The 23,342-nt window shown below is 67.3% G+C and carries 21 protein-coding genes and 1 tRNA gene; 11 read left to right on the plus strand and 11 right to left on the minus strand.

Going from position 1 to position 23,342, the window contains the following annotated elements:
- Nucleotides 1–2 precede the first annotated feature (2 nt).
- On the minus strand, nt 3–500 hold the full coding sequence (locus ACIQTX_RS10915; RefSeq protein ID WP_402972061.1) for a hypothetical protein: 498 nt from the start codon (nt 498–500) through the stop codon (nt 3–5).
- A gap of 151 nt (nt 501–651) precedes the next feature.
- Here ACIQTX_RS10915 and ACIQTX_RS10920 point away from each other — a divergent pair, with 151 nt between their 5' ends.
- Both ACIQTX_RS10920 and pepN read left to right on the plus strand, forming a co-directional pair.
- The gene (locus ACIQTX_RS10920) at nt 652–3,153 is read left to right on the plus strand and encodes a tetratricopeptide repeat protein (RefSeq protein ID WP_402972062.1); all 2,502 of its coding nucleotides are present in this window, start codon (nt 652–654) and stop codon (nt 3,151–3,153) included.
- A 51-nt stretch (nt 3,154–3,204) separates the two neighbouring features.
- A complete protein-coding gene (gene pepN, locus ACIQTX_RS10925) occupies nt 3,205–5,688 on the plus strand; it encodes an aminopeptidase N (RefSeq protein ID WP_402972064.1) in 2,484 nt (827 codons plus the stop codon).
- Here the strand turns inward: pepN and ACIQTX_RS10930 are convergent.
- Together ACIQTX_RS10930 and ACIQTX_RS10935 are read right to left on the minus strand one after the other, a co-directional pair.
- Nucleotides 5,685–6,155 carry a GNAT family N-acetyltransferase gene (locus ACIQTX_RS10930; RefSeq protein ID WP_402972066.1) on the minus strand — a complete coding sequence of 157 codons (471 nt, stop codon included), beginning with the start codon at nt 6,153–6,155 and terminating at the stop codon, nt 5,685–5,687. The two genes, pepN and ACIQTX_RS10930, sit on opposite strands and share 4 nt — an antisense overlap.
- Before the next feature lie 56 nt (nt 6,156–6,211).
- The gene (locus tag ACIQTX_RS10935) at nt 6,212–6,850 is read right to left on the minus strand and encodes an MBL fold metallo-hydrolase (protein ID WP_402972068.1); all 639 of its coding nucleotides are present in this window, start codon (nt 6,848–6,850) and stop codon (nt 6,212–6,214) included.
- A 150-nt stretch (nt 6,851–7,000) separates the two neighbouring features.
- Here ACIQTX_RS10935 and ACIQTX_RS10940 point away from each other — a divergent pair.
- Nucleotides 7,001–7,073, plus strand: a tRNA-Glu gene (locus tag ACIQTX_RS10940).
- Nucleotides 7,074–7,142: 69 nt separating this feature from the next.
- Here ACIQTX_RS10940 and ACIQTX_RS10945 read toward each other — a convergent pair.
- The 4 genes from ACIQTX_RS10945 to ACIQTX_RS10960 form a co-directional block, all read right to left on the minus strand.
- Nucleotides 7,143–8,384 carry an MFS transporter gene (locus tag ACIQTX_RS10945; RefSeq protein WP_402972070.1) on the minus strand — a complete coding sequence of 414 codons (1,242 nt, stop codon included), beginning with the start codon at nt 8,382–8,384 and terminating at the stop codon, nt 7,143–7,145.
- On the minus strand, nt 8,384–8,932 hold the full coding sequence (locus ACIQTX_RS10950; RefSeq protein WP_105525484.1) for a helix-turn-helix domain-containing protein: 549 nt from the start codon (nt 8,930–8,932) through the stop codon (nt 8,384–8,386). The genes ACIQTX_RS10945 and ACIQTX_RS10950 overlap by 1 nt, the downstream gene beginning before the upstream one ends.
- A 117-nt stretch (nt 8,933–9,049) precedes the next feature.
- A complete protein-coding gene (locus ACIQTX_RS10955) occupies nt 9,050–10,186 on the minus strand; it encodes a DUF4349 domain-containing protein (protein WP_402972072.1) in 1,137 nt (378 codons plus the stop codon).
- On the minus strand, nt 10,183–10,743 hold the full coding sequence (locus tag ACIQTX_RS10960; protein ID WP_402972074.1) for an RNA polymerase sigma factor: 561 nt from the start codon (nt 10,741–10,743) through the stop codon (nt 10,183–10,185). Before ACIQTX_RS10960 ends, ACIQTX_RS10955 begins: the two co-directional genes overlap by 4 nt.
- A gap of 253 nt (nt 10,744–10,996) precedes the next feature.
- Here ACIQTX_RS10960 and ACIQTX_RS10965 point away from each other — a divergent pair, with 253 nt between their 5' ends.
- Nucleotides 10,997–12,001, plus strand: coding sequence for a TerC/Alx family metal homeostasis membrane protein (locus tag ACIQTX_RS10965; protein WP_028502710.1), 1,005 nt, complete (start codon nt 10,997–10,999; stop codon nt 11,999–12,001).
- 24 nt (nt 12,002–12,025) lie between these two features.
- Here the strand turns inward: ACIQTX_RS10965 and ACIQTX_RS10970 are convergent, their stop codons facing one another.
- The gene (locus ACIQTX_RS10970; RefSeq protein WP_402972077.1) at nt 12,026–13,339 is read right to left on the minus strand and encodes an LLM class flavin-dependent oxidoreductase; all 1,314 of its coding nucleotides are present in this window, start codon (nt 13,337–13,339) and stop codon (nt 12,026–12,028) included.
- A complete protein-coding gene (locus ACIQTX_RS10975; RefSeq protein WP_402972079.1) occupies nt 13,336–14,631 on the minus strand; it encodes an O-acetylhomoserine aminocarboxypropyltransferase/cysteine synthase family protein in 1,296 nt (431 codons plus the stop codon). Before ACIQTX_RS10975 ends, ACIQTX_RS10970 begins: the two co-directional genes overlap by 4 nt.
- Before the next feature lie 190 nt (nt 14,632–14,821).
- Here ACIQTX_RS10975 and leuC point away from each other — a divergent pair, with 190 nt between their 5' ends.
- From leuC to ACIQTX_RS11005, 6 genes are all read left to right on the plus strand, one after another.
- Nucleotides 14,822–16,273 carry a 3-isopropylmalate dehydratase large subunit gene (leuC, locus tag ACIQTX_RS10980; protein WP_028502707.1) on the plus strand — a complete coding sequence of 484 codons (1,452 nt, stop codon included), beginning with the start codon at nt 14,822–14,824 and terminating at the stop codon, nt 16,271–16,273.
- Between the two features lie 2 nt (nt 16,274–16,275).
- The gene (gene leuD, locus ACIQTX_RS10985) at nt 16,276–16,872 is read left to right on the plus strand and encodes a 3-isopropylmalate dehydratase small subunit (RefSeq protein ID WP_105525479.1); all 597 of its coding nucleotides are present in this window, start codon (nt 16,276–16,278) and stop codon (nt 16,870–16,872) included.
- Nucleotides 16,873–16,938: 66 nt separating this feature from the next.
- Nucleotides 16,939–18,306: a UDP-N-acetylglucosamine 1-carboxyvinyltransferase gene (gene murA / locus ACIQTX_RS10990; protein WP_028502705.1), complete on the plus strand. Its 1,368-nt coding sequence runs from the start codon at nt 16,939–16,941 to the stop codon at nt 18,304–18,306.
- Nucleotides 18,307–18,311: 5 nt separating this feature from the next.
- A complete protein-coding gene (locus ACIQTX_RS10995) occupies nt 18,312–19,067 on the plus strand; it encodes a 1-acyl-sn-glycerol-3-phosphate acyltransferase (RefSeq protein WP_105525478.1) in 756 nt (251 codons plus the stop codon).
- The gene (locus tag ACIQTX_RS11000) at nt 19,057–20,190 is read left to right on the plus strand and encodes an NAD(P)H-dependent glycerol-3-phosphate dehydrogenase (protein ID WP_028502703.1); all 1,134 of its coding nucleotides are present in this window, start codon (nt 19,057–19,059) and stop codon (nt 20,188–20,190) included. The genes ACIQTX_RS10995 and ACIQTX_RS11000 overlap by 11 nt, the downstream gene beginning before the upstream one ends.
- A complete protein-coding gene (locus ACIQTX_RS11005) occupies nt 20,096–21,178 on the plus strand; it encodes a D-alanine--D-alanine ligase family protein (RefSeq protein WP_402972083.1) in 1,083 nt (360 codons plus the stop codon). Before ACIQTX_RS11000 ends, ACIQTX_RS11005 begins: the two co-directional genes overlap by 95 nt.
- A gap of 21 nt (nt 21,179–21,199) precedes the next feature.
- On the opposite strand, the gene ACIQTX_RS11010 is transcribed toward ACIQTX_RS11005, so the two are convergent.
- A complete protein-coding gene (locus ACIQTX_RS11010) occupies nt 21,200–21,682 on the minus strand; it encodes a DUF3515 family protein (RefSeq protein WP_028502701.1) in 483 nt (160 codons plus the stop codon).
- A gap of 23 nt (nt 21,683–21,705) precedes the next feature.
- Between ACIQTX_RS11010 and thiL the strand changes: the two genes are divergently transcribed.
- The gene (thiL, locus tag ACIQTX_RS11015; protein WP_402972085.1) at nt 21,706–22,701 is read left to right on the plus strand and encodes a thiamine-phosphate kinase; all 996 of its coding nucleotides are present in this window, start codon (nt 21,706–21,708) and stop codon (nt 22,699–22,701) included.
- Here the strand turns inward: thiL and rsmD are convergent.
- Nucleotides 22,671–23,288: a 16S rRNA (guanine(966)-N(2))-methyltransferase RsmD gene (rsmD, locus tag ACIQTX_RS11020; protein ID WP_402972087.1), complete on the minus strand. Its 618-nt coding sequence runs from the start codon at nt 23,286–23,288 to the stop codon at nt 22,671–22,673. The two genes, thiL and rsmD, sit on opposite strands and share 31 nt — an antisense overlap.
- Between the last annotated feature and the right edge of the window lie 54 nt (nt 23,289–23,342).

Below are 23,342 nucleotides of genomic sequence, written 5' to 3' on the forward strand. Positions count from 1 at the left end.
GGTCAGGGCTTGTACACGATGGCGATGTTCAGCTGGCCGGCGTCCCGGACCCACGCAAGCCATCGCGGCACGCCCGTGCTGGTCAGCCGCTGGACCGGGATGACGTAGATGCCCTGTTCGGGGCGGCTCAGTGCTCGGAACTCGGGCTTCTTCGAGATCCAGATGGCGTCCCCTCCATCCCAGGGCTCGAGGCAGGTGTACACATAGCCATGCGCGCGCAGGTTGACGCGGTCGGCGAGGGCGTCCGCCTGCTGCCGTAGTTCCGAGAGGATGTCTGCGGGGACGGTCCCATCGATGGTGAAGGCCGCGACGTCGTACACGTTGCCTTCGCCGTAGTCCCTCGTGGTGAGCAACGTCAGCTCGGTGACCCCCTTGTCGGAGGCGCGGGTCCACAGGGCATGGGAGTTCTTGGCGCGCTTGTTCATCAGGAACCCGCCGAAGTTGACCTTCTGGAATGAGAAGTCGTCGAGTTTCGCGGCGATCTCGGCGCGTGTCGTCATGGGTGTCTCTCCTTGTCCGGGAGGTCGGGCGGCCTCTCCGTCGAGTGAGCCTAGGTGCGTGCGGCGTGGGCCCGTCCGACTCCGAACGAGCCCGAACGAGCCCGAACTGTGCCGCATTCACTGCTGTGATCGGGTGCCATAGGCTCGACTCATGCCCGCCCCGCGCACCCTCGACGAGCTCTGCCTGGGGCTCGGAGGGATGCGCGCGACTGCGGGTTCTCCGTCGTATGCCGAGATCGCGCGTCGGATAGGCCGCATGCGCGACGGTGCAGAACCGCCGAAGGTGACCGTCTACGATTGCTTCCGCCCTGGTCGACGACGGGTCGACGATCGTCTCATCGGTGACATCGTGCGGGTCCTGGGCGGCGACGAGGCCGAGGCCGACCGTTGGCGCGAGAGCGCCCGTGTGCTCAGCGGAGAGAGGTCGGGAGTGCATATCGAGGTGACTCTCGGTCGTCGGAACACTCCTGGCGCGGAGATCGGGCGTGAACACCTGCTCGCCGCCGTTCCCGACGCCGACGTACTCATCCTCACGGGCCTACCGGGTGCGGGCAAGACGACCCTCGCCTCGGCGCTGTCGGGGTCGGCACCGGTGCTCACGGTTCACCTGCGCGAGTCCGATCCGGACCGTCCGCAGGCCGACCCGATCGACATCCTGCGGCGAATGCTGGGTACGCTCGGCGTTCGCTCGCTTCCGTACGAGTTGCCCCGTCTGCGCGAGCGGTTGCAGAACGTCGCACACGGCATGACCGTGATCATCGAGGATGCGGGGGATCCCCGGCGTCTGGCCGCTCTGCTCGTTCCCGGTGTGCGCTTCATCGTCACGTCGCGCGTGGACCTCGCCGACCTGGAGCAGCGGGTGCCGTCGGCGGATGCGCGCATGGTGAGGATCGTCGTCCCTCCGATGACGAGTGATGATGCACTGCGCCTCCTTCGCAGTCTCCTGCCTGCCGGCGACGCTTCGTCCGCCAGCGTCGAGACAGCCCACGCACCCCGCACAGCCTCCACCTCCGAAACCGTCGAAGAGCTGGCCGTGCGCACGGAGGCGCTCCGACGCATCGTCGCCGTCGGTGGGGGTCTTCCACTCGACCTCGTGATGCTGGCCGGAATCGTGCAGGAGCACGAGGGCTGGTCCTTCCAGGACCTCGCGTCGCGTTTCGAACACGAGCCTCGGGATGCGCGTATCCGTCCAGTGCTCGAAGCGGCTACGCGGTCGCTGCCCAACGGCGAGGCCGACCTGCTCGCGGATGCTGCGCTGCTCGATCGAGATGTCGACGTGAGTGTGCTCGTCGCAGCGGGCGGACCGGCTGCCGCGCGGAACCTGCGCCGGCTGAACGCCCGCCACCTGATCGAGCTGCGAGACGGGCGAGTGCGGATGCACGACACTGTCTTCGCGTTCGCCGCGGAGCGCTCCCGGTCGCTGCGACCTTCGTCTGCCCGCAGAGGATTCGTGGGAAGGTCTGCGGATGCGGTGCTCGCCCGCATCGGCGACGACCCCGACTACGCCGCGCGTGAGGTTTCGACAGTGCTCGCGGTCGCGACGGCCGCTCGCGAGCACGGCCTCGACTCCGCGGCGGAGCAGCTTGCGATCGAGGCTCACCCCGCACTCTCGCGCTGGTCGCTCTGGAACGAGTCGCTGCGATTGCACGACCTCGCCGCGCGAGGGAAGGGTCTCGACCTCCTGCCGGAAATCGCTCTCGGCGTCGCGCATTGCGCAGAGAAGCTCGGGCGCCTGGACGAGGCGCTGATCACGCTGCATCGTGTGCGACGGATAGCCACAGGCGCCTCGCTGGCCCGCACCTGGAACCAGATCGGCAATGTCCAGCGCTGGATGAGTCACCTGGATGAAGCCCTGGAATCGTATGAACGCGCGATCGCACACGCGCGAGACGCGGGCGACCGGGTCATCGAGGGGCGCGCGACCGGCAACCACGCTGACACCCTTCGCATCCTCGCCCGGTACCCGGAGGCGCTCGAGCGCTACGCCATCGCCCTGTCGATGGCGCGAGCAGAGGGCGACGAGCTGAACGTGGCTGTCGTCCGCGGCAATCGCCCGCTACTGCTCCTCGCAGTCGGGCGCCTCGACGATGCGGAGGCGGAGCTGCAGGAACTGTTGGCGGAGTCTGGTGGCGAGTCGCTGCCTTTCGTTCGGCGCACGCTCGCCCTCGTCGCGGAAGCACGGGGCGACGACGTGCATGCCCGTGAGCTGTGTGCGATCGCGATGCAGACCCTGCAGATCGCGGGGGAGTTCGCGACGTCCGCCGACCTCGAGCTGCTCGACGCACGCATCGACGGGAGGACCGGGGAGTTCGCGAAGGCGAGAGCCAGCGCCGAACGAATCCTTCGGGAGGCGGAGCGTGCGGGATCGCCGCTGATCGCGACGGAGGCTGCGAACTCGCTCGCCGAGATCCTGGTGTCCGCAGCCGCCCTGGACGCGATCGATGCGGGTGCTTTCCTGCAGGAGGCCCAGCAGCACGCGCAGGAGGCCCGGAGCATCGCGGAGGCTACCGGCGACCGTGCCGAGGTGGCACGAAGCGATGCGATCCTGGCGGCCGTCGCGCAAGCGTGCGACGACGAGGAATCGGCCCTCAGTCGCTCGCTGGCTTCCGCACAGGTCTATGCCGAGATCGGTCACCGGCTCCAGATGGCGTGACCCGTCCCGAGCGGGGCAGTCGGTGCGGCCTCCGGATGCCAGGATGGATACATGGACACAGCCAACCTCACCCGCGAGGAGACCGCAGCGCGATCCGCCGCGGTCACCGTGCACCGCATCCGCGTCGAGCTCGACCTGACAGGCGCACCCGAGCGCGCACGCTCCGGCTTCCCGACCGTCACCACGCTCGAGTTCGACGCCACCGCCGACGCGACATGGCTCGACTTCATCGGCGAAGAGGTGCAGCGGGTCGTCGTGAACGGCGTCGATCAGGATGTCGTCTACGACGGCGCGCGGATCAGCCTCTCCGGTCTTGCTGCGTCCAACGTCGTCCGCGTCGAGGGGGTCGGGGCCTACAGCCGGTCGGGCGAGGGTCTGCACCGCTTCCACGACCCGGTCGATGAAGAGACGTACCTCTACACGCAGTACGAGCCGGCGGACTCGCGTCGGGTCATGGCGTGTTTCGAGCAGCCCGACATGAAGGCCGAGTACACCTTCGTCGTGGATGCACCGTCCGGGTGGGAGGTGCTCTCCAACCAGACGGCCGCGCACACCGATCTGGGTGTCGGGGTGCAGCGTGTGGAGTTCGCTCCGACGCTGCCGATCTCGAGCTACATCACGGCTGTCGCCGCAGGACCGTACTCGCGCGTGGACGGGGAGTGGCAGCGGGGCGAGCAGAGCATCGCCCTAGGAGTGTTCGTCCGCCGATCGCTCGCACCGCACCTGGAGGCCGACGAGATCCTCGAGGTGACCCGGCAGGGACTCGACTTCTTCACGGACGCCTTCGCGTATCCGTATCCCTGGGGCAAGTACGACCAGATCTTCGTGCCCGAGTACAACCTCGGCGCGATGGAGAACCCGGGCCTCGTGACCTTCACCGAGGCCTACCTGTCCCGCGGGGCTGCGACCGATGCCCAGCGCGCGGCACGTGCCAACACGATCCTGCACGAGATGGCGCACATGTGGTTCGGCGACCTCGTCACGATGACCTGGTGGGATGACCTCTGGCTCAAGGAGTCGTTCGCCGACTACATGGGTGCGCATGCGTCGGCCGTCGCCACCCGATTCCAGGACGCGTGGGTGAAGTTCGCCGCGAGCCGCAAGGCCTGGGCCTATCAGCAGGATCAGCTGCCGACGACCCACCCGATCGTGGCGGACATCACCGACCTCGAGGCCGCGAAGCTGAACTTCGACGGGATCACCTACGCCAAGGGCGCAGCCGTGCTGAAGCAGCTCGTCGCGTTCGTCGGCGATGAGGCGTTCTTCGAGGGCGCCCGCCGGTACTTCACCGCCAATGCGTTCGGGAACACGACGCTCGACGACTTCCTGGTGCAGTTGAGCGCTGTGTCGGGACGCGACATGAGCGACTGGTCCGCGGCCTGGCTGCAGACCTCAGGCGTTTCGACGCTGTGGACCGAGAACGATGCGGACGGCCGCCTCTTCCTCGTGCAGACGGATCCTCGTCCGCACCGGCTTCGCATCGGTCTGTACGAGCGGGTGGACGGCCGTATCGTCCGGCGTGATCAGCAGGAGCTCGACGTCGTCGGGGAGTGGACCGAGGTCGAGCTGCCCGAGGCCGAGCTGGTGCTCCTCAACGACGACGATCTCACCTACGTGAAGGCGCGCCTCGATGAGCGCTCTCTGACCACGGTCGAGCAGTCGCTGTCCTCCATCGACGATCCGCTGGCACGTGCACTCGTGTGGTCGTCGCTGTGGAACGCCACGCGGGACGGTGAGCTCGACGCCAGACGGTACCTCGCGATCGCGCGGACGCACGCGCCGGCGGAATTCAACATCGGACTGCTGACGGGAGTCGTCGCGAACGCGCTCTACACGATCCGCCATTTCGTCGTCGATGCGGACCGTGCCGAGGAGCAGCGGACCTGGACCGACGCCGTCTGGGCCGCACTCCAGGCTGCCGACGCCGGCAGCGATGCTCAGCTTTCGTGGGCAAGGGCGTTCGCGACGGCATCCGCGTTCGACGACGCGCACCACGAGCACGCGCAGGCTCTACTCGACGGCGTGGTGCCCGAGGGGCTCACCGTTGATCCCGATCTGCGTTGGCAGCTCCTGACTGCCCTCGTCACCACCGGGCATGCCGGCATGGTCGAGATCGCGGCCGAGCTGGACCGGGATGACACCGGAGACGGACGCACCGCCGCCAGACGGGCGCGCTCATCGCGCCCTGATCTGGACGTACGGCGTGAGGCGTGGGAATCCGCGTGGAATGACCTGTCGCTCAGCAACGACCATCTCGACGCCGAGATCAGCGGGTTCCGTGCCGGTGGACGCCGGGATCTGATCGATGGCTTCGATGACGAGTACTTCGTGCGGATCGATCAGGCCTGGAACGAGCGCAGCATCGAGATCGCGCGACGGCTGGTCATCGGGCTGTTCCCTTCGACTGACTCCCTGGAGCCTGTCGACGCGTGGCTCGCAGGCCACCAGGCTGCTCCCGCCGCGCTGAGGAGGCTCGTCATCGAGCAGCGGGATCACCTCGAGCGTGAGCTCCGGGTTCGAGCCGCGCAGGGCTAGGCCGGCGCGACCTGCATCCCCATGACCGTGCGCACGATCCACGGGTGCGCGCGGTCATCGTCGATGTGGGTCATGCCGAGGTTCTCGGCGACGGCGCGTGAGGCGTCGTTGTCGGGGTGGATGATCGCCGTGAGCAGCGTCGGCGCGAACTCCCGCGCGACGAGTTCGACGCAGGCTCGCGCGGCCTCTGTCGCATATCCCCGGCGCTGCATCGCACGCCGCACCTGATAGCCGACCTCCATCACCGGAACGTCATTCACCGACTGCCAGGTCAGGCCGCAGTCGCCGACGAAGACGCCGTCATGCGTCTCGATGATCCAGAGTCCGTGCCCGTGCTGCTCGTATCGCTCCTGCATGCGCGCGATCCACTCCGCGCTCTCTTCGCGCGTCTTCGGAGCCGGGTAGAACGCCATGACCTGAGGGTCGCCGAGCAGATCAGCCATCAGGTCCAGGTCGTCGGCGGTCATCTCCCGGAACGTCAACCGTTCGGTCGGCGACGGGAGGAGGCGATGCGGTTCGCCGCTCACAGGTCGAGGGACTCGCCGGGCTCCAGCACGAAGAATTCGCCGCCGCCCTGCTCGGTCGCCCACTGCAGGCGCTGACGGTGCATGTTCCTGCCGATCACCGACAGCGTCATGTCGTGTGTGCCGAAGGCGCGACGCGGTGCGACGGCGAGCACGTAATCCATCGCCTCGCCGATCTTCAGCCACGGGGCGCCGAGTGGCGCTGCGAGGGTGCCGACCTCTACGCCCTCAGGGACGGCGTAGGAGTCGCCGGGGTAGTAGAGCTCGTCGTTCACGAGCACTCCGACGTTCTCGACCGTCGGGAGAGAGGAGTGGATGACCTCGTGAGTGCCGCCGAAGAATCGCAGGGCGAATCCACCGACCTCGACGGTGTCTCCAGGGGCGACGACGGTGATGTCATATTCGGCTGCGGCTCGTGCCACTCCGGCAGGAGCGTAGATCGGCGTTCCCGGTGCGGCACGCAGGAATCGATCGAGGTGGTCGGGCGTCCAGTGGTCCGGATGCTCGTGCGTGATGACGACACCGACGAGGTCTTCGAGGTCGTCCAGAGGTGTTGTGAAGGAGCCCGGATCGATCAGAAGGGTCTTCCCGTTCGCATCGAGGCGGAGGGCGGCATGTTCGAACTTGGTGACGCGCATGAGGAGAGTCAACTCCTTCATGTGCTCCACGGCAAACGGATTCCACCCGCCACGCCCGGGCGTCAGGACGAGGTGGCATCGATTTGGCGGAGTGAGAATCGTCATGGCATACTTGAACGGTTGTCGCGCGACGGAAACGTTTCGCCAGACGGCCCCATCGTATAGCGGCCTAGTACGCTGCCCTCTCACGGCGGTAACGCGGGTTCGAATCCCGCTGGGGTCACACAACACGAGAAAGCCTCCGGTTCGCCGGGGGCTTTCTCGCTTTTCCGGCCTTTCTTGCGCTTCAGGCTCAGTCGACCGGTCGCAGCGACATCGTCCGGAAGGTCGTGTTGCTCAGCGGCAGGATCATCAGCGCCATCATCGCGCCGCCGAACAGTGCGAACGGCACCCAGAGGGCTGCGGCGGATGCGAGTGCGCCGAACCCGGCCATCGCGACGGGCATCAAGCAGTCATCGCCGAGGCGCGTGAGGGAGCCCATGCGGCCGAGATAGGCGGTGTCGACGGTCGCTGAGAAGGTCGCGCTCAGCAGCACCGACGCGTATCCGGCCGTCGCACCGATAATGAACGCCGCTGCAGCAACGGTCCACGCCGGTCCGAAGCCGAGCGCGACGATCCCGGCGCCCTGGACCACCAGAGCCCAGAAGCCGGCGCGTGCCTCGTGACGCGGTCGCCACTTCGCCACGGAGATGGCCCCCAGCGCCGCACCGAGGCCGAGCAACGCCTCGAAGAGGCCGACAGCTTGTGCGCCCCACCCCTCGGCATGGGCGCGGAGTGCGAGCCCGATTCCGACGGCGGGCCCGACGGCGAGGTTCAACCCCGACAGAGCGATCACGAGCGTGCGGGTCGTGGGGTTCGACGAGAGGTGGGCGAAGCCCTGCGCGATCCCTCGCAGTGCTGTCTCCTTGTCTGCACGAGCGAGGCGGAATCGTGGACGCAGCCAGATCGCGATGAAGGCGACGACCAGCGTGAAGGTCAGCGCGTTCACCGAGGCGCTGCCGACGAGGCCGGCGTGCGCCACGATCACCCCGCCGATCGCTGCGCCGCCCATCGTGCCGAGGCGCGAGGCCGTCTGTGCCGCGGCGCCGTAGGAGGGGAGATCTTCAGCCCTGACCAGTTGTCGCGCGATGGTCCCGGCTGAGGGCTCGTAGAACGCGTCGCACACGCCGAATGCGATCGCGGCGAACAGCAGCACTGCGACCGAGGGCGGAGTCGCGAGTACCCACACCGCGACAGCGACCAGCACGCAGACCCGGAGCACGTTGAAGACCAGCATGATCCGGCGGGCATTCGCACGGTCGGCGAGTACGCCGCCGAAGAGCAGGATCACCGCGCGGGGAACCGTTCCCGCCGCGACGATCAGTCCGGCGATGGCGGGGGAGGCAACCTGCACGGCGGTCCAGGCGAGGGCGATCGTCCACAATGCGTCACCGGCATCGGAGAGCGCTTTGACGCCGATCCAGGCATGCACCAGGCGGTCACGGCGGAATGAAGGAGGTGCGACGATCTCGACGGGTTCGTTGACGGTGGCCATCATGGCACCGTGGGAAAGGCGTGTGCGAACACGAAGATGGGAGCGCGGTCCTGGCCATCGTCGAGATCGATGCCGTCCTGCCACTCGCGGATCGTCCCGAGGATCCGCGCGGAGAGGTCCCGCAGTTCATCGGGTGAGGCCCATGCTGTGGTCTCGGTGTTCGAGCCGTCGTAGTCGGCATATGCGGGGTCATGCCTGCCGCGATGCCAGCGTTGAAGCCTATCGATCTGCATCCGGATGCCCTGCCGCTGGGCCTCTCGCGCGAGCAGGGCATCGGCGGGAGAGTCGGCATAGTCGTCGGTCGACCACGTCAGCCCGCGGCGTGCCGCTTTCCACCAGCTGGTGCGCTTGTCGCCCGTCGGGTCCGGCGCGCGCTCCACGACGCCGGCGCGCTCGAGCATCCGAAGGTGATGGCTGATGCTGCCGACCTGGCTGTCGAGCGCGCGCGCGATCGCGGTCACCTGCGCGGTGCCGTACAGGAGCAGGTAGTCGTAGATGCGTCGGCGCAGCGGGTGGTGCACGGCGGTGATCACGGAGATGTCTTCCACGGAAGATGACGCTAATCGCGCGATGCGAAACGCACAAGGTATCTTGTATACCTCGGAAATTCAACGAAAAGGCCCGCCCGGCATGTTCCGGGCGAGCCGATTCGTGTGCGGTGCGGGTCAGCTCTCGTCTGGGCTCTTCTCCGCCGACGATGCGCGGGCGATGCGTCGGTTCCGACGCGTCCGGCGGATGACCCAGATGATCAGGACGACGGCGCCCGCGATCGCGAGCCAGGGGAGGATGAAGCCGAGGGCGATGACGAGAGCGTTCAGCGAGACCACCAGGCCGTTCCATCCCGCCAACAGGCCGTCGCCGAAGCCCGCAGGGTCGGCGGTGGTCGGTGTGCTCGCCTTCGTCAGCTGCACCTGCAGCGACGACATGGCGACCTGATCGTCGAGCGCTGCGAGCTGCTGCTCGTACGACTCGAGCTGAGCCTGACGGTCGGTGAGGGCCACCTCCGCCTCGATGAGTTCGGAGACGCTTCCCGACTGCGCCATCAGCTGTGTGAGCCGCTCCACGGATGCCTTCGTGGAGTCGACGCGGGCCTGCAGGTCGATCGCGACGGAGGTCACGTCCTGCTTCGAGGTCGACGAGGACAGCACTTCTCCGGTGTCGCCGAGCGCGGCGATCACCTCAGCCAGGTCGGCGGAAGGCACCCGGACCCCGATCCAGCCGTATGCCGAGTCGCCGGGCACGGGCTCGGAGGTGCCGTCGACGGCGACCGTCTTCCCGATCTCGGTGCTCTCGACGTAGCCGCCGTGCTCCTCGGCGAGCGTTGCTATCGCCGCGGACGCGTCGGGGATGCTCGTGACCTGCACCGTTGCCTGCGCGGTCGCGATGATCTCGCGACCGCTGTCCGACACCGCTGTGCCCGGCAGCATCTCGCCTCTCACATCGGAGCTCAGAGCGCCGTCCGGCAGCGATTCCGGGGTCACTCCCGTGATTCTCTCGGGCGACGAGGACGCGGAATCCGCAACGGATCCGCCCTGCGTGTTCAGGCCCTCGGCCGTCACCGAGGAAGAACCGCCCACCGCTCCGAGGATCGGCGGTGTCACGAGTACGCCGATCACGAAAGCGGCAGCGATGCCGCCGCCGGTCAGCCAGCGTCGACGCCGGGTGTGAGACTTCGCCTCAGCCGGGTCTGCGGTCGCGGGCGCTCGTTCCGTCGCGATCTCCGCGAAGACCGATTCCTCGATGCGCGCGATGGTCTCGGCGGAAAGCTCGGGCAGGTCGCCGGGGGTGGTCTGGTCGTTCATGCGTCTCTCGCTTCCTTCACGGCGCCGCGCAGCTGGGTGCGTACTCGAGAGAGACGGTTCCGGACGACCGCATGGGTCACGCCGAGTTCTTCGGCTGCCGCCTGATAGGCGTAGCCCTCCGACGCGCACAGACGGAAGATCTCACGGTCGAGCTCGTTCAAGGTGCCCACCTCCGCAGCGATCCGCGCGGCCAGCTCCGCCGTGATGACCTGCTCCTCGACGCTGATCGTGTCCGGCAGCAGGGCCTCATCGACGGCCTCGGCCGTGTGCGCCTGATCCCGTCGCCGCTGGCGAAGCCGGTTCGCGGCTTGGAAGCGGCAGATCGTGGCCAACCACGGCAGGATCGATTCGCCCTGGAGTTCGAGGGCGGGAAGCTTTCGCCAGGCGACGACGAAAGTCTCCTGGGTCACGTCTTCCGCATCAGCCGGCGATGCGAGGATGCCCTGCGCGATCCAGTACACAGGTCGCACGTGTGCGCGGTAGAGCTCGCGGAAGGCATTCTCGTCGCCGGCCGCGGCTTGCGCCGCCCACTTCTGGTCACTTGTCTGCAGGGGCATCCTGATTCCGTTCGGTGTCTCTCACAGGGAAAGTGTCGATGGATGCCCCATCGTCTCAGATCCGTAAGGAACAACTGTTCCCTGTGTCCTCACGGCTCCGGTAGCATTGCCCGGGCGAGAGGGAGTATCCCGAATCCGCGCGTAACGTCATCACGAGCACCGTCATCGCTGCTCCGGGCGCGCGCCGCACATCCGTGCGGGGGAGAGACTTTCGACTCATTCCCGACCCCTCCGCGAAAGGTGCAGTGCGCCCTTGGAAATTCCCGTCTGGTTCGAGATCACCTCGATGGTCGTCCTCACGATCATCCTGATCGGCGATCTGCTCCTCATCCGGCTGCGGCCGCACATCCCATCGACCAAGGAGTCCACTCTCTGGGTGGTGTTCTACGTCGGACTCGCCCTGCTGTTCGCGGTGCTCCTCGGCAACGTCGGCGGCTGGCAGAACGCGGGCGACTTCGTCACCGGCTGGGCGCTGGAATACAGCCTGTCGATCGACAACCTGTTCGTCTTCGTCCTGATCATGGCCCAGTTCGCCGTGCCACGTCGTCTGCAGCAGCAGGTGCTCATGGTCGGCATCATCATCGCCCTCGTCCTGCGCGGGCTGTTCATCCTCGCAGGCGTCGCGATCGTCGAGAACTTCTCGCCGATCTTCTACATCTTCGGCGCCTTCCTCATCTGGACGGCGATCCGTCAGGCGATGCCGGACGGCGATCACGAGGGCGAGGTGCAGCGCGAGAACTTCATCGTCCGGCTGCTGCGTCGCCGGGTCGACATCAGCGAGACCTACGACGGATCGAAGATCCGCACCACGGTCGACGGCAAGCGCATGTGGACGCCCATGGTGATCGTCTTCATCACGATCGGTGTGACCGACCTGATCTTCGCGATCGACTCGATCCCCGCGATCTTCGAGATCACCACGAACGGCTTCCTCGTCTTCGCAGCCAACATCTTCGCGCTGATGGGTCTTCGCCAGCTGTACTTCCTGCTCGGCGACCTGCTCGACCGCCTGCGCTACCTGCACTACGGCATCGCCGTCATCCTCGGCTTCATCGGCATCAAGCTGATCCTGCACGCCCTGCACGTCAACGAGCTGCCGTTCATCAACGGCGGCGAGCACGTCGAGTGGGTGCCCGACATCAGCAACATGGTCTCGCTCGGAGTGATCCTGGCATCGATGACCATCGCGACGGTGGCGAGCCTCATCGCCTCGTCGCGCGAGAAGCGCGCGAAGACGAAGGCCGCGATCAGCGAATAGTCGTGCAGCGGACCTGCGCCCGGATCAGAACTGGCGCAGGTTCGCCTGCAGGCCGCCCTCTGCGTACTCGCGACGGAGGATTCCGCGGCGGCGCAGGACCGGTACGAGCTCGTCGAGCGTCCGGTGCAACGTCACCGGGTGGAAGTCGCCCCACAGCAGGACCCCGTCGTTGCCCCAATCGCCGAGCTCTTCGATCAGGTCCGCGAACTCCTCGGCAGTGCCGACGAAGCCGCTGCGGTCCGTGATCCGTCCCGCACGGGCGAGTGCCGTCAGGTGTGCGCGCAGGGGAGCGCCCTCGCCACGGTCGCCGATCAGGCGCTGGATGCTTCCGCGAGAGACATGGGCGCCGAAGATCGAGAGGTCGAGCGGCTTGTCGAGATCGAGCGAGGTCAGATCGGTCTCGAGGTCGCTGGACTGCTTCCGAGCGATCTGCACGAGCGCGGCATCGTCCGGGTGAGCGGAAGCCGCCACGATGCGGTCGGCCTCCTCGCTGGAGGTGGTGATGACGGGCTGGATGGCGAAGAGGATCTTGATGTCCTCAGGGCGCCGGCCCTCGGCGATCGCCGCATCGTGCACTTTGGCGCGGTAGTCGCGCACGGACTTCTCGTTCAACGGGGCCAGCGCGAGCTGCACATCCGAGTTCGCACCGGCGAACCCGAGCCCGCGTCCCGAGCCGCCGGGGGAGACGATCGCGGGATCCCCGTCGGTGAAGGGTACGGCGTTCAGCGGGCCGTCGAAGGAGAAGTACTCGCCGCGGTGCTCGACCGTCCGCAGTCGGGTGCCGTCCGCGAAGACGTCGGTCGCCCGATCGGCAAGGAGCGCACCGTCGTCCCAGCTGCGCCAGAGGTCGCGGATGCCGGCGAGCCATTCCTCGGCGCGGTCGTAGGCCTCGTCGTGTCCGAGCTGCGGCGCGGCGGAGAAGTGGCGGGCGCTCCCGGTGTCGGTGACGACGTTGAGCCCCAGTCGATGCCCGCTGAGATGCTGCAGAGTCGCGAACTGGCGGGCGGCCGTATAGGGGAGGTAGGCGGCGGGATTGACGGTCGGCACCACGCCGAGATGCGTGGTCGCCTGGAAGAGATAGGGGGCGAGGAGAAGCGGATCGTGTTTCGGGCCGCCGAACGCATGGCGGACCCGCAGGTCGATCGTCGACGGCGACCCGAGCGACGGCGCATCCTCGATGATCACGAGGTCGAACCCGGCCTGCTCGAGCGTGCGGGCGGCGTCTTGATAGATCTCGGGGCGTGTCCAGTCATAGTCCCAGTCGAGGGCTGGATAGCCCCATCCCTGCGGACCGAAGCCGCGGGCGAGGAACCAGCCGAAGTGCTGGGGGCGGCTCATGCCACCGTCTCCCGCACGGCCTCGAGCACGTGGGAGAGGTCGGCGAGAAGGTCATCGACGTCTTCGATGCCGATCGAGAGCCGCAGCGTGCCGGGGTGCACGCCGAGCGCTACGCGCTCCTCCTCGGTCCGCTGCGCGTGACTCGTCGTTCCCGGATGCAGCACGAGGGAACGCACGTCGCCGATGTGGGTCATGTGGGTGAAGACCTGCACGTGCTCGACGAATCGGCGCGCGGCCGGGAGGCCACCACGAAGGGTGAAGGTGAAGATCGAGCCGAATCCGCCGCCGAGGTACCCCTTTCCGAGCTCGTGGTCGGGGTGCGAGGTGAGGCCGACGTAGTCCACGCCCTCGACCTCCTCGTGCTGCTCCAGCCACTGGGCGATCCGGAGGGCGTTCTGAGACTGCCGCTCGACGCGGAGGCTGAGCGTCTCCACGCCCTGTCCGATCAGGAACGCGTTGAGCGGTGAGGGAGATGCGCCGAATCGAGGGGCCACGGACTCCCGGGCATAGGCGATCCGGGCCCGACCTCCATGACGGGCGAACACGCTGGGCGCGTCCCCTCGGCCGGGGAGCACGAGATGCGGCGCGTTGTGTCCGGCGTGCTCGGCGTCGAAGCGGCCATCGTCGACGATCACACCGCCGAGCACGGATCCGTGTCCGGCGAGGAACTTCGACGCGGAGTGGACGACGATCGCCGCGCCGTGCTCGATCGGACGCAGCAACGCCGGCGTCGCGAGCGTGTTGTCGATGATCAGCGGGATCGCGAACTCGTCGCCGATGTCGCTGATGGCGCGGATGTCCAGCACATCGTTTCGTGCATTGGCGAGGGACTCGGCGAACAGAGCGCGGGTGTTCGGGCGGATCGCCGCGCGCCAGGCATCCGGATCGGCGATGTCGTCGACGAACGTCGTCTCGATGTCGAGCCTGGCGAGGTTGTCGAGGAAGAGTCCCCGTGTGCCTTCGTAGATGTGGGTCGAAGAGACGATGTGATCGCCTGCGCCGGCGACGGTGAGCAGTGCGGTGGCCACCGCCGCCTGTCCGCTGGCGACGAGGACGGCATCCGCACCGGATTCCAGGGCGGCGAGCTGGCGCTCCACAGCTCGAACGGTCGGGTTGCCGGTGCGCGTGTACCCGAAGCCGGCACCGGTGCTGAAGTGATCGGCGGCGTGGTCGAAGTCGTCGAACTCGAAGCCCGCCGTCAGATAGATCGGTGTCGCGCGCGCGGCAGCCGTCTCGCGGCTTCTCGCTGCATGGACCGCACGGGTGGCGAAGCGGGCGGTGTCGACGGTCATGCGTTGCCTCTCGGTCGTTCGGGTGCTCAACAGAGTGTCATGACGGGTCGGAGCATGTCCGAGCGGTGGTAATCTGGCGTCATGCGGACCGTGAACCTTCTTCTTAGGCGCCGCGACGAGACCTCGTTCTGAGCCCCTCCTCGTCGCGGAGTCCATCGTGGGCCGAACCGCCAGCCACAGGAGACACGCAATGAACACCCCCGCAAACGGTGCCGATTCCGCACGCCGCAGGACCCTCGCCGAGAAGGTCTGGGACGACCACCTCGTCGTCAAGGGTGAGAACGGCGAACCCGACCTCATCTACATCGACCTGCACCTCGTGCACGAGGTCACCAGCCCGCAGGCCTTCGATGGTCTTCGCAGCGAAGGACGGCCGCTCCGCCGCGTCGACCTCACGATCGCGACCGAAGACCACAACACCCCGACGCTGGAGATCCACAAGCCGATCGCCGACCTCACCAGCCGCACGCAGATCGAGACGCTGCGCCGCAACGCCGCCGAGTTCGGTGTGCGCCTGCACTCGCTGGGCGACGCCGAGCAGGGGATCGTGCACGTGGTCGGTCCTCAGCTCGGCCTGACCATGCCCGGCATCACGGTCGTCTGCGGCGATTCGCACACTTCGACCCACGGTGCATTCGGAGCGATGGCGTTCGGCATCGGAACGAGCGAGGTCGAGCACGTCATGGCCACCCAGACGCTCCCGCTCAAGCCGTTCAAGACGATGGCGATCAACGTCGACGGCACCCTGCGCCCCGGAGTAACCGCGAAAGACATCATCCTCGCCGTGATCGCCAAGATCACCACCGGCGGAGGACAGGGGTATGTGCTGGAGTTCCGTGGCAGTGCGATCCGAGCGCTGTCGATGGAAGGTCGCATGACGATCTGCAACATGTCGATCGAGGCCGGAGCTCGTGCAGGTATGGTCGCACCGGACGAGACCACGTTCGAGTACCTCAAGGGCCGTCCGCATGCGCCCAAGGGACAGGACTGGGACGACGCGGTCGCATACTGGCGCACGCTGCCGACCGATGACGGCGCGGAGTTCGACGCCGAGGTGTTCATCGACGCGGACGAGCTCGAGCCGTTCGTGACGTGGGGCACGAACCCCGGTCAGGGCAGCTCGTTGTCTGCGTCGGTGCCGAACCCGGTCGAGATCGAAGACCCGAACGAACGCGCAGCCGCAGAGCGCGCACTCGAGTACATGGACCTCACTCCGGGCACACCTCTCAAGGAGGTACCGGTGGATGCGGTCTTCATGGGCTCCTGCACGAACAGCCGCATCGAAGACCTGCGAGCCTTCGCCTCCATCATCCAGGGCAAGCAGAAGGCCGATGGTGTGCGTGTCATGGTGGTTCCCGGCTCCGCGCGAGTGCGCCTGGAGGCCGAGGCCGAGGGCCTCGACAAGATCATCAAGGACTTCGGAGCGGAGTGGCGATTCGCCGGCTGCTCGATGTGTCTCGGCATGAACCCCGACCAGCTCGCACCGGGTGAGCGCTGCGCCTCCACCTCGAATCGCAACTTCGAAGGTCGGCAGGGCAAGGGCGGGCGCACGCATCTGGTCTCTCCGCTCGTCGCAGCAGCGACGGCCATCCGCGGCACATTGTCGAGTCCGAGCGATCTGCTCGTCGAGGAAGGGGTCTGACCATGGAGAAGTTCATCACTCATACGGGCATCGCGGCGCCGCTGAAGCGCTCGAACGTCGACACCGACCAGATCATCCCCGCGGTCTTCCTGAAGCGGGTCACCAAGACGGGCTTCGAGGATGCACTCTTTCACGGGTGGCGTCAGGACCCGGATTTCGTGCTCAACCAGGAGCCGTTCATCGGCGCGTCGGTCCTGGTCGCCGGTCCCGACTTCGGCACCGGATCCAGCCGTGAGCACGCTGTCTGGGCGCTCCGTGACTTCGGGTTCGCCGTCGTCCTGAGCCCGCGATTCGCCGACATCTTCCGCGGAAACTCGGGGAAACAGGGCCTGTTGGCTGCGACGATCTCAGAAGAGGACCTGGAGCGGATCTGGGCCGAGATCGACGCGAACCCCGGTGCGAACATCACGGTTGACCTCGAGGCTCGGACGGCATCGATCGGTGACGTCCAGGCCGAGATCGGGATCGACGATTACACTAGATGGCGGCTCCTCGAAGGGCTCGATGACATCGGGCTCACACTGCGCAACGAAGACAAGATCGCGCAGTTCGAGGCCCGTCGCGAGTCGTGGCGGCCCCGGACCCTTCCCGTTCAGTAGACGGTCGGGGGTGGGAAGCCAGGGGGCAACCCGCCCCCGAAATCCGTTAATGAAGTGAGGCTCCGAATGACGACACCTGTGCGCGACGCTCTTCCGGACGGAGTCCCTGCCCTCACCGGAGACGTCCTCGCCATTCGAGGCGGACGTGCGCTCCGAGGTCGCGTCGATGTCAAGGGTGCGAAGAACCTGGCCACGAAGGCCATGGTCGCCTCGCTGCTCGGTGAGACCGTGAGCACTCTGCGCGACGTGCCGGCGATCAGTGATGTCGCCGTCGTGCGCTCGCTGCTCGAGGTGCACGGCGTCCGCGTCTCCGAGGGCGACGAGCCCGGTGCGCTGGTCTTCGACCCGAGCGACGTCGAATCCGCCCACTTCGAGGAGATCGACGCCCATGCCGGTGCGTCCCGCATCCCGATCCTGTTCTGCGGCCCGCTGCTGCACCGCCTCGGTCAGGCGTTCATCCCCGACCTCGGCGGATGCCGCATCGGCGACCGCCCGATCGACTTCCACCTCGACGCGCTGCGCAAGTTCGGAGCCATCGTCGAGAAGCTTCCCAGCGGCATCCGCCTCTCGACAGGCGGTGGACGCCTGCACGGAGCCAACATCCACCTGCCGTACCCGAGCGTCGGCGCGACGGAGCAGGTGCTCCTGACCGCCGTCCGCGCCGAGGGCGTCACCGAGCTGCGCAACGCCGCCATCGAGCCCGAGATCATGGACCTGATCGCCGTCCTGCAGAAGATGGGCGCGATCATCTCCTACGAGCCCAACCGGGTCATCGTCATCGAAGGTGTCGAGACGCTCCGCGGCTACGACCACCGATCGATCTTCGACCGCAACGAGGCGGCGTCCTGGGCTTCGGCTGCGCTGGCCACCGACGGCGAGATCTTCGTCGGCGGAGCCAAGCAGCAGGAGATGCTGACGTTCCTCAACGTCTTCCGCAAGGCGGGCGGCTGGTTCGACATCCAGGAAGACGGCATCCTCTTCCGCCGTGACGGAGAGATCAAGCCCGTCGTCATCGAGACCGATGTGCATCCCGGCTTCATGACCGACTGGCAGCAGCCCCTGGTGGTCGCACTGACCCAGGCTCATGGTCGCTCGGTCGTGCACGAGACCGTCTACGAGAACCGGTTGGGTTTCACTGATGCTCTGGTCAAGATGGGCGCCGACATCGTCGTGCACCCGCGCGGCCTGCAGGACGGACCCCGTCGCGTTCCCCGTCGTGACCTCGAGCAGGCTGCGGTCATCACCGGTCCGACGCCGTTGCACGGTGCCGACATCGTGGTGCCCGACCTGCGTGGCGGTTACAGCCACGTCATCGCGGCATTGACGGCAACGGGTGAGTCGAAGGTGTCCGGTGTCGACATCCTCAGCCGGGGGTACGAGAAGTTCCTCGCCAAGCTCGACGCGCTCGGTGCCGACTTCGACGTCATTCGGTGAGCCCGATGACGTCCCGATCCACGGAGACGACGCGACCGAGCGTGTTCTGGCCGCTCGCGGCGCTGGTGATCCCCGTGGTCGCCCTGATCGCGAAGATCCGTGTCAGTGGTGCGGAGAAGCTGCCGCGTGAAGGCTCGTTCATCCTCGCACCGAACCACTACTCGGAGTTCGATCCGCTCATCGTCGCCGTCGCCGTTTGGCGGATCGGCCGTGCGCCGCGGTTCATGGCCAAGGAGAGCTTGTTCAAGGTGCCGGTGCTCGGCTGGTTCCTGCGGCGCACCGGAATGATCCCTGTGGCGCGCACCTCCTCGGCAGCGTCGGCGCGACAGACGATGGTGCAGTCGAAAGAACTCGTCGAGCACGGTCGCGGCGTGATCGTCTACCCCGAGGGCACGCTCACCCGTGACCCTGACCTCTGGCCCATGCGGGGCAAGTCCGGCGCAGTGCGACTGGCCCTCGCCGACGGGATCCCACTGATCCCGATGGCGCAGTGGGGCACCCAGGAGATCATGGGGCGGTACCAGAAGGGCCTCAGCCTCTGGCCGCTCCGCAAGCCCGTCCGGGTACTGATCGGCGACCCCGTCGATGTCGCCGACCTGCGAGGACGTGCAGGCGAGCCCGCCGCGCTCAACGAGGCGACGACCAGGCTGATGAACGCCATCACCGTGCTCCTCGAAGAGCTGCGCGACGAGAAGGCTCCGGCGGAACGATGGAACCCGGCCAGCCACGGCCAGAAGGAGACCGGACGCCTTGACTCCTAAGAGAACCGTTCCGGTAGGTCCGCGGGCCACGGTCATCGGCTCCGGCAGCTGGGGAACGACCTTCGGCAAGATCCTCGCAGACGGCGGCGCCCAGGTGACGATGTGGGCCCGTCGTGCAGAACTCGCGCAGGAGATCAACGAGGCCAAGCGCAACTCCCGCTATCTGCCCGGCATCAACCTGCCGCGGACGATGGCGGCGACTCATGAACTGGCGACCTCACTCGAGGGCGTCGACCAGGTCTACCTGTCGGTGCCGAGCCAGTCGCTGCGTGAGAATCTGAAGGCGCTGCGGCCTCTGCTCGCCGATAGCGATGCGAAGGTCATCAGCCTCATGAAGGGTGTCGAGCGCGGTACCGGTCTGCGCATGAGCCAGGTGATCCAGCAGGAACTGCGCTGCGACCCTGATCGCATCGCGGTCGCATCCGGTCCGAACCTCGCACTCGAGATCGCTCGAGAGCAGCCGACGGCCGCTGTGATCTCCTCGCGCAGCCAGGAGACCGCCGAGATCGTCGCACGCGCGGCTCGGAACAGTTACTTCCGCACGTTCGTGAACACAGATGTGATCGGCACCGAGTTCGGTGGTGTGCTCAAGAACCTGATCGCGGTCGCCATCGGCATCGTCGACGGTGTCGGATACGGCGAGAACACGAAGGCGTCGATCATCACTCGCGGACTCGTCGAGATGACGGACTTCGCAGTGGCGAACGGTGCACATCCGGAGACGCTCCAGGGCCTTGCAGGGCTCGGAGACCTGATCGCCACGTGCCAGTCGCCGTTGAGCCGCAACAACACCGCAGGACGCCTGCTCGGCCAGGGGTACAGCTTCCAGGACGTCGTGAAGCAGATGCAGCAGACCGCAGAGGGTCTGGCGTCGGTCGCGCCCATCCTGCAGCTCGCGCGCGAGGCCGAGGTCGACATGCCCATCGTCGAGCAGGTGAAGATGGTGCTCGACGGCAAGATGGATCCGCGGGACATCGCACCCCACCTGACGACGGACGACGACACCCCGCAGGGTGAGAGGACCAACCATGGACAAGCAGACGGTGGTGGTGCTCTTCGGCGGGCGCTCCAGCGAGCATTCGATCAGTTCCGCAACGGCGGGGGGCGTGCTGGGGGCAATTGATCGCGACCGCTACGCCGTGATCCCGGTGGGGATCACTCGTGAGGGCGCGTTCGTCCTGGAAGACGACGATCCCGCGAAGTTCCCGCTGGATGCCGCACACCTCCCCGAGGTCGTCGACAACGGCACGCGCGTGTTGTGGCCGGAGCCCGGAGGCGACCGCACGTTGCGTGTCGTGCAGGTCGACGGAACGGTGGACGGTCTCGGTGAGATCGATGTCGTGCTGCCCATCCTGCATGGTCCGCACGGCGAAGACGGCACGATCCAGGGTTACTTCGACACGCTCGAGGTTCCCTATGCGGGTGGCGGCGTTCTCGACTCCGCGCTGTGCATGGACAAGCACTTCATGAAGATCGCCCTCCAGGCAGCCGGCATCTCCGTCGCGCCCTGGGTGACGGTCCGCCGCAAGGACTGGGACCGTGACGCTGCCGCCGTGCGCGCTCACGCCGCCGAGCTCGGGCTGCCGCTGTTCGTGAAGCCTGCGCGTGCGGGATCGAGCGTCGGCGTGTCCAAGGTCGACACCCCGGACGAGCTCGATGCTGCGCTGGCTGTGGCTTTCGCCGAAGACGACAAGGTGCTGATCGAGACGGGTGTGAGCGGTCGCGAGATCGAGGTCGCGGTGCTCGAGAGCGCAGAGGGTGTGCGGGCGTCGCTCCCCGGCGAGATCGTGTTGACCTCGCGCGGCTTCTACGACTTCGAGGGCAAGTACCTCGGTGGCGACGGTGTCGATGTCGTGTGCCCTGCCGAGGTGACCGACTCCGAGCTGGCAGCGATCCAGGGAGCGGCCATCCGTGCGTTCGAGGCCGTCGACGGTCGAGGTCTCGCCCGTGTCGACATGTTCCTGACATCGTCCGGCGATCTCGTGGTGAACGAGCTGAACACGATGCCGGGGTTCACCCCGATCTCGATGTTCCCGAAGTGCTGGGTGGCTTCAGGGCTGAGCTACGGCGACCTGATCACCGAGCTGGTCGAAGCGGGCCTGCGCCGCTGACAGCGGAGTTCCTCGCGGGCTTCAGCTCGCGGGGAACTCGACGCGGTCGGTGCACTGCGCTGTCGCGGGTGCGAGACCTGCCTGGATGCTCGAGGAGATCTTGTCGACGATCGACTGGAAGTCGACCTGCTCGCCACGGCGGATGCTCACCTCGATCGCGGGGTCGCGCCCGTAGGTGACCAGACGCTGCCGCTCCTCTTCCTGTTCGAGTACCAACCAGTCGACCCCGCCGAGCGTCGTGCACACGAGGGCCGAGGGGGCCGGCGGCTCGACGCCGCAGCGCAACACGACGGTGGGGTCGCCCCATGCGCCCGTGGCCTGAGCGTCGGTCCATAGACGGTCGAGATCGCCGACGGCGTCAGGAAGCAATACCGAGACATTCGCGCATGCCGGGTTGTTCGCATCCGCAGCAGGTTCGAGGTGCACGGTGGTCGAACAGCCGGTGAGCATCGCAGCGAGGGCCACTGCGCCTGCGAGGACAGCGAGGCGACGGGAACGGGGCATGCTTCCAGGCTACCTTTGACAGCATGCCCTCCCGACCCGAAGCCGACGATCCGCGCCTGGGCGATGTGTCCGAAGGCCGCATCCTCCAGGCGATCTTGACCCGGACGCCTGCTGCGTCCCACGCGTTGATCGGGCCAGGCGACGACGCCGCAGTGATCGCGACTCCTTCCGGGTCCGTGGTGGCGACGACCGACACTCTCGTTCACGGACCGGACTTCCGTCTCGCCTGGTCCAGCGGGTACGACCTGGGCTGGAAGGCCGCTGCGGTGAACCTCGCGGATGTCGCGGCGATGGGCGCGCGTCCGACCGCACTGCTGGTCGCTCTCGCCGTGCCACGCGACCTCCGACTCTCGTTCGTCGAGCGGCTCGCCGATGGTTTCAAGGATGCGTGTGCGGCACTCGCGCCGGGATGCGCCGTCGTCGGCGGTGACCTGACCGTCTCCGACGTGCTGACCGTGGCTGTGACGGCTCTCGGTGACCTCGAGGGACGCGCCGCCGTCACTCGTAGCGGTGCGCGGCCGGGCGATGTCGTCGCGGTGGCCGGCGAACTCGGCCATGCAGCGCACGGCCTCGCCGTGCTGTTCGGCCGTTTCCGCGACGACGGTGTTCCGGTCGCGGTCGACGTGGCGAAGCTCGCTTCGGGGGAGAGCGCTGCCCTGGCCGCGCAGCTGCGTCCATCTCCGCCCATCGGTCTCGGTGCTGTGGCGGCGACCGCCGGTGCCACGGCGATGATGGACATCTCCGACGGGCTGGCTCTCGACGCTCGACGGATGGCTGCGGCATCAGAGGTCACGATCGCTCTCGAGAGGGCCGCGCTCGGCGATGATCCGGAACGAGCGATGGCCGGGGGAGAGGACCACGCGCTCCTCGCCACGTTCCCCGACGGCGTGCTGCCTCCGGGGTTCCGGATCATCGGGAAGGTTCAGCATCGCGGCGATGAAGGACTGCTCTGCGACGATCTGCCGGTCGACGTCAGCGGATGGGATCCCTACCGCGACTGGGACTCGGTCGCCGGCTGATCGATCGGTGCGGCGCTCTCGTCGTTCGAGGCCGGTTCCGCCCACCACAGCGTGGTGTCTCCGTAGGACTTCTCCCGGAAGAGCTCCAGGCCGGCCGCAGTGAAGTCCGGAGGCGTGGAGCGACGTGCTCGTTCGACGACGACCACGGCATCGGACGAAAGAAGTGGTGCGAGTGCGACGAGATCGGCCGTCATCGCGGTGTCATCGAGATCGTACGGCGGGTCCGTGAAGACGAGGTCGAACGGACCGCTCGCCCGCTGGAGGAAGGCGTGGACCGCGCTCTCGTGGACCCGGCCGCTCGCCATGCCGCCGGCTTTCGCGACGATCGCGGCGTTGCGCCGAACGATGGCAGCGGCTTGGCGTCCTCGCTCGACGAACTCGGCACTCGCGGCTCCTCGGCTGAGGGACTCCAGACCGAGCGCTCCCGATCCCGCGTACAGATCGAGGACCCGTGCGCCGGAGATGGCGCTGAGGGACTCGAGCGCGCCGAAGAGCGATTCGCGTACCCGATCGCTCGTTGGACGTGTTCCGGCGCCCGGCACCTCGAGTCGGGCACCTCTGGCGCTGCCTGCGATGATCCTCGTCACCTGATCACGATACGACAGCCAGGGTGACAGCCGTGTCGGTCGCGTTCCCTAGAC

The organism is Microbacterium sp. NPDC090281 (assembly GCF_044769635.1).
In the GTDB taxonomy this organism is placed as follows: Bacteria; Actinomycetota; Actinomycetes; order Actinomycetales; family Microbacteriaceae; genus Microbacterium.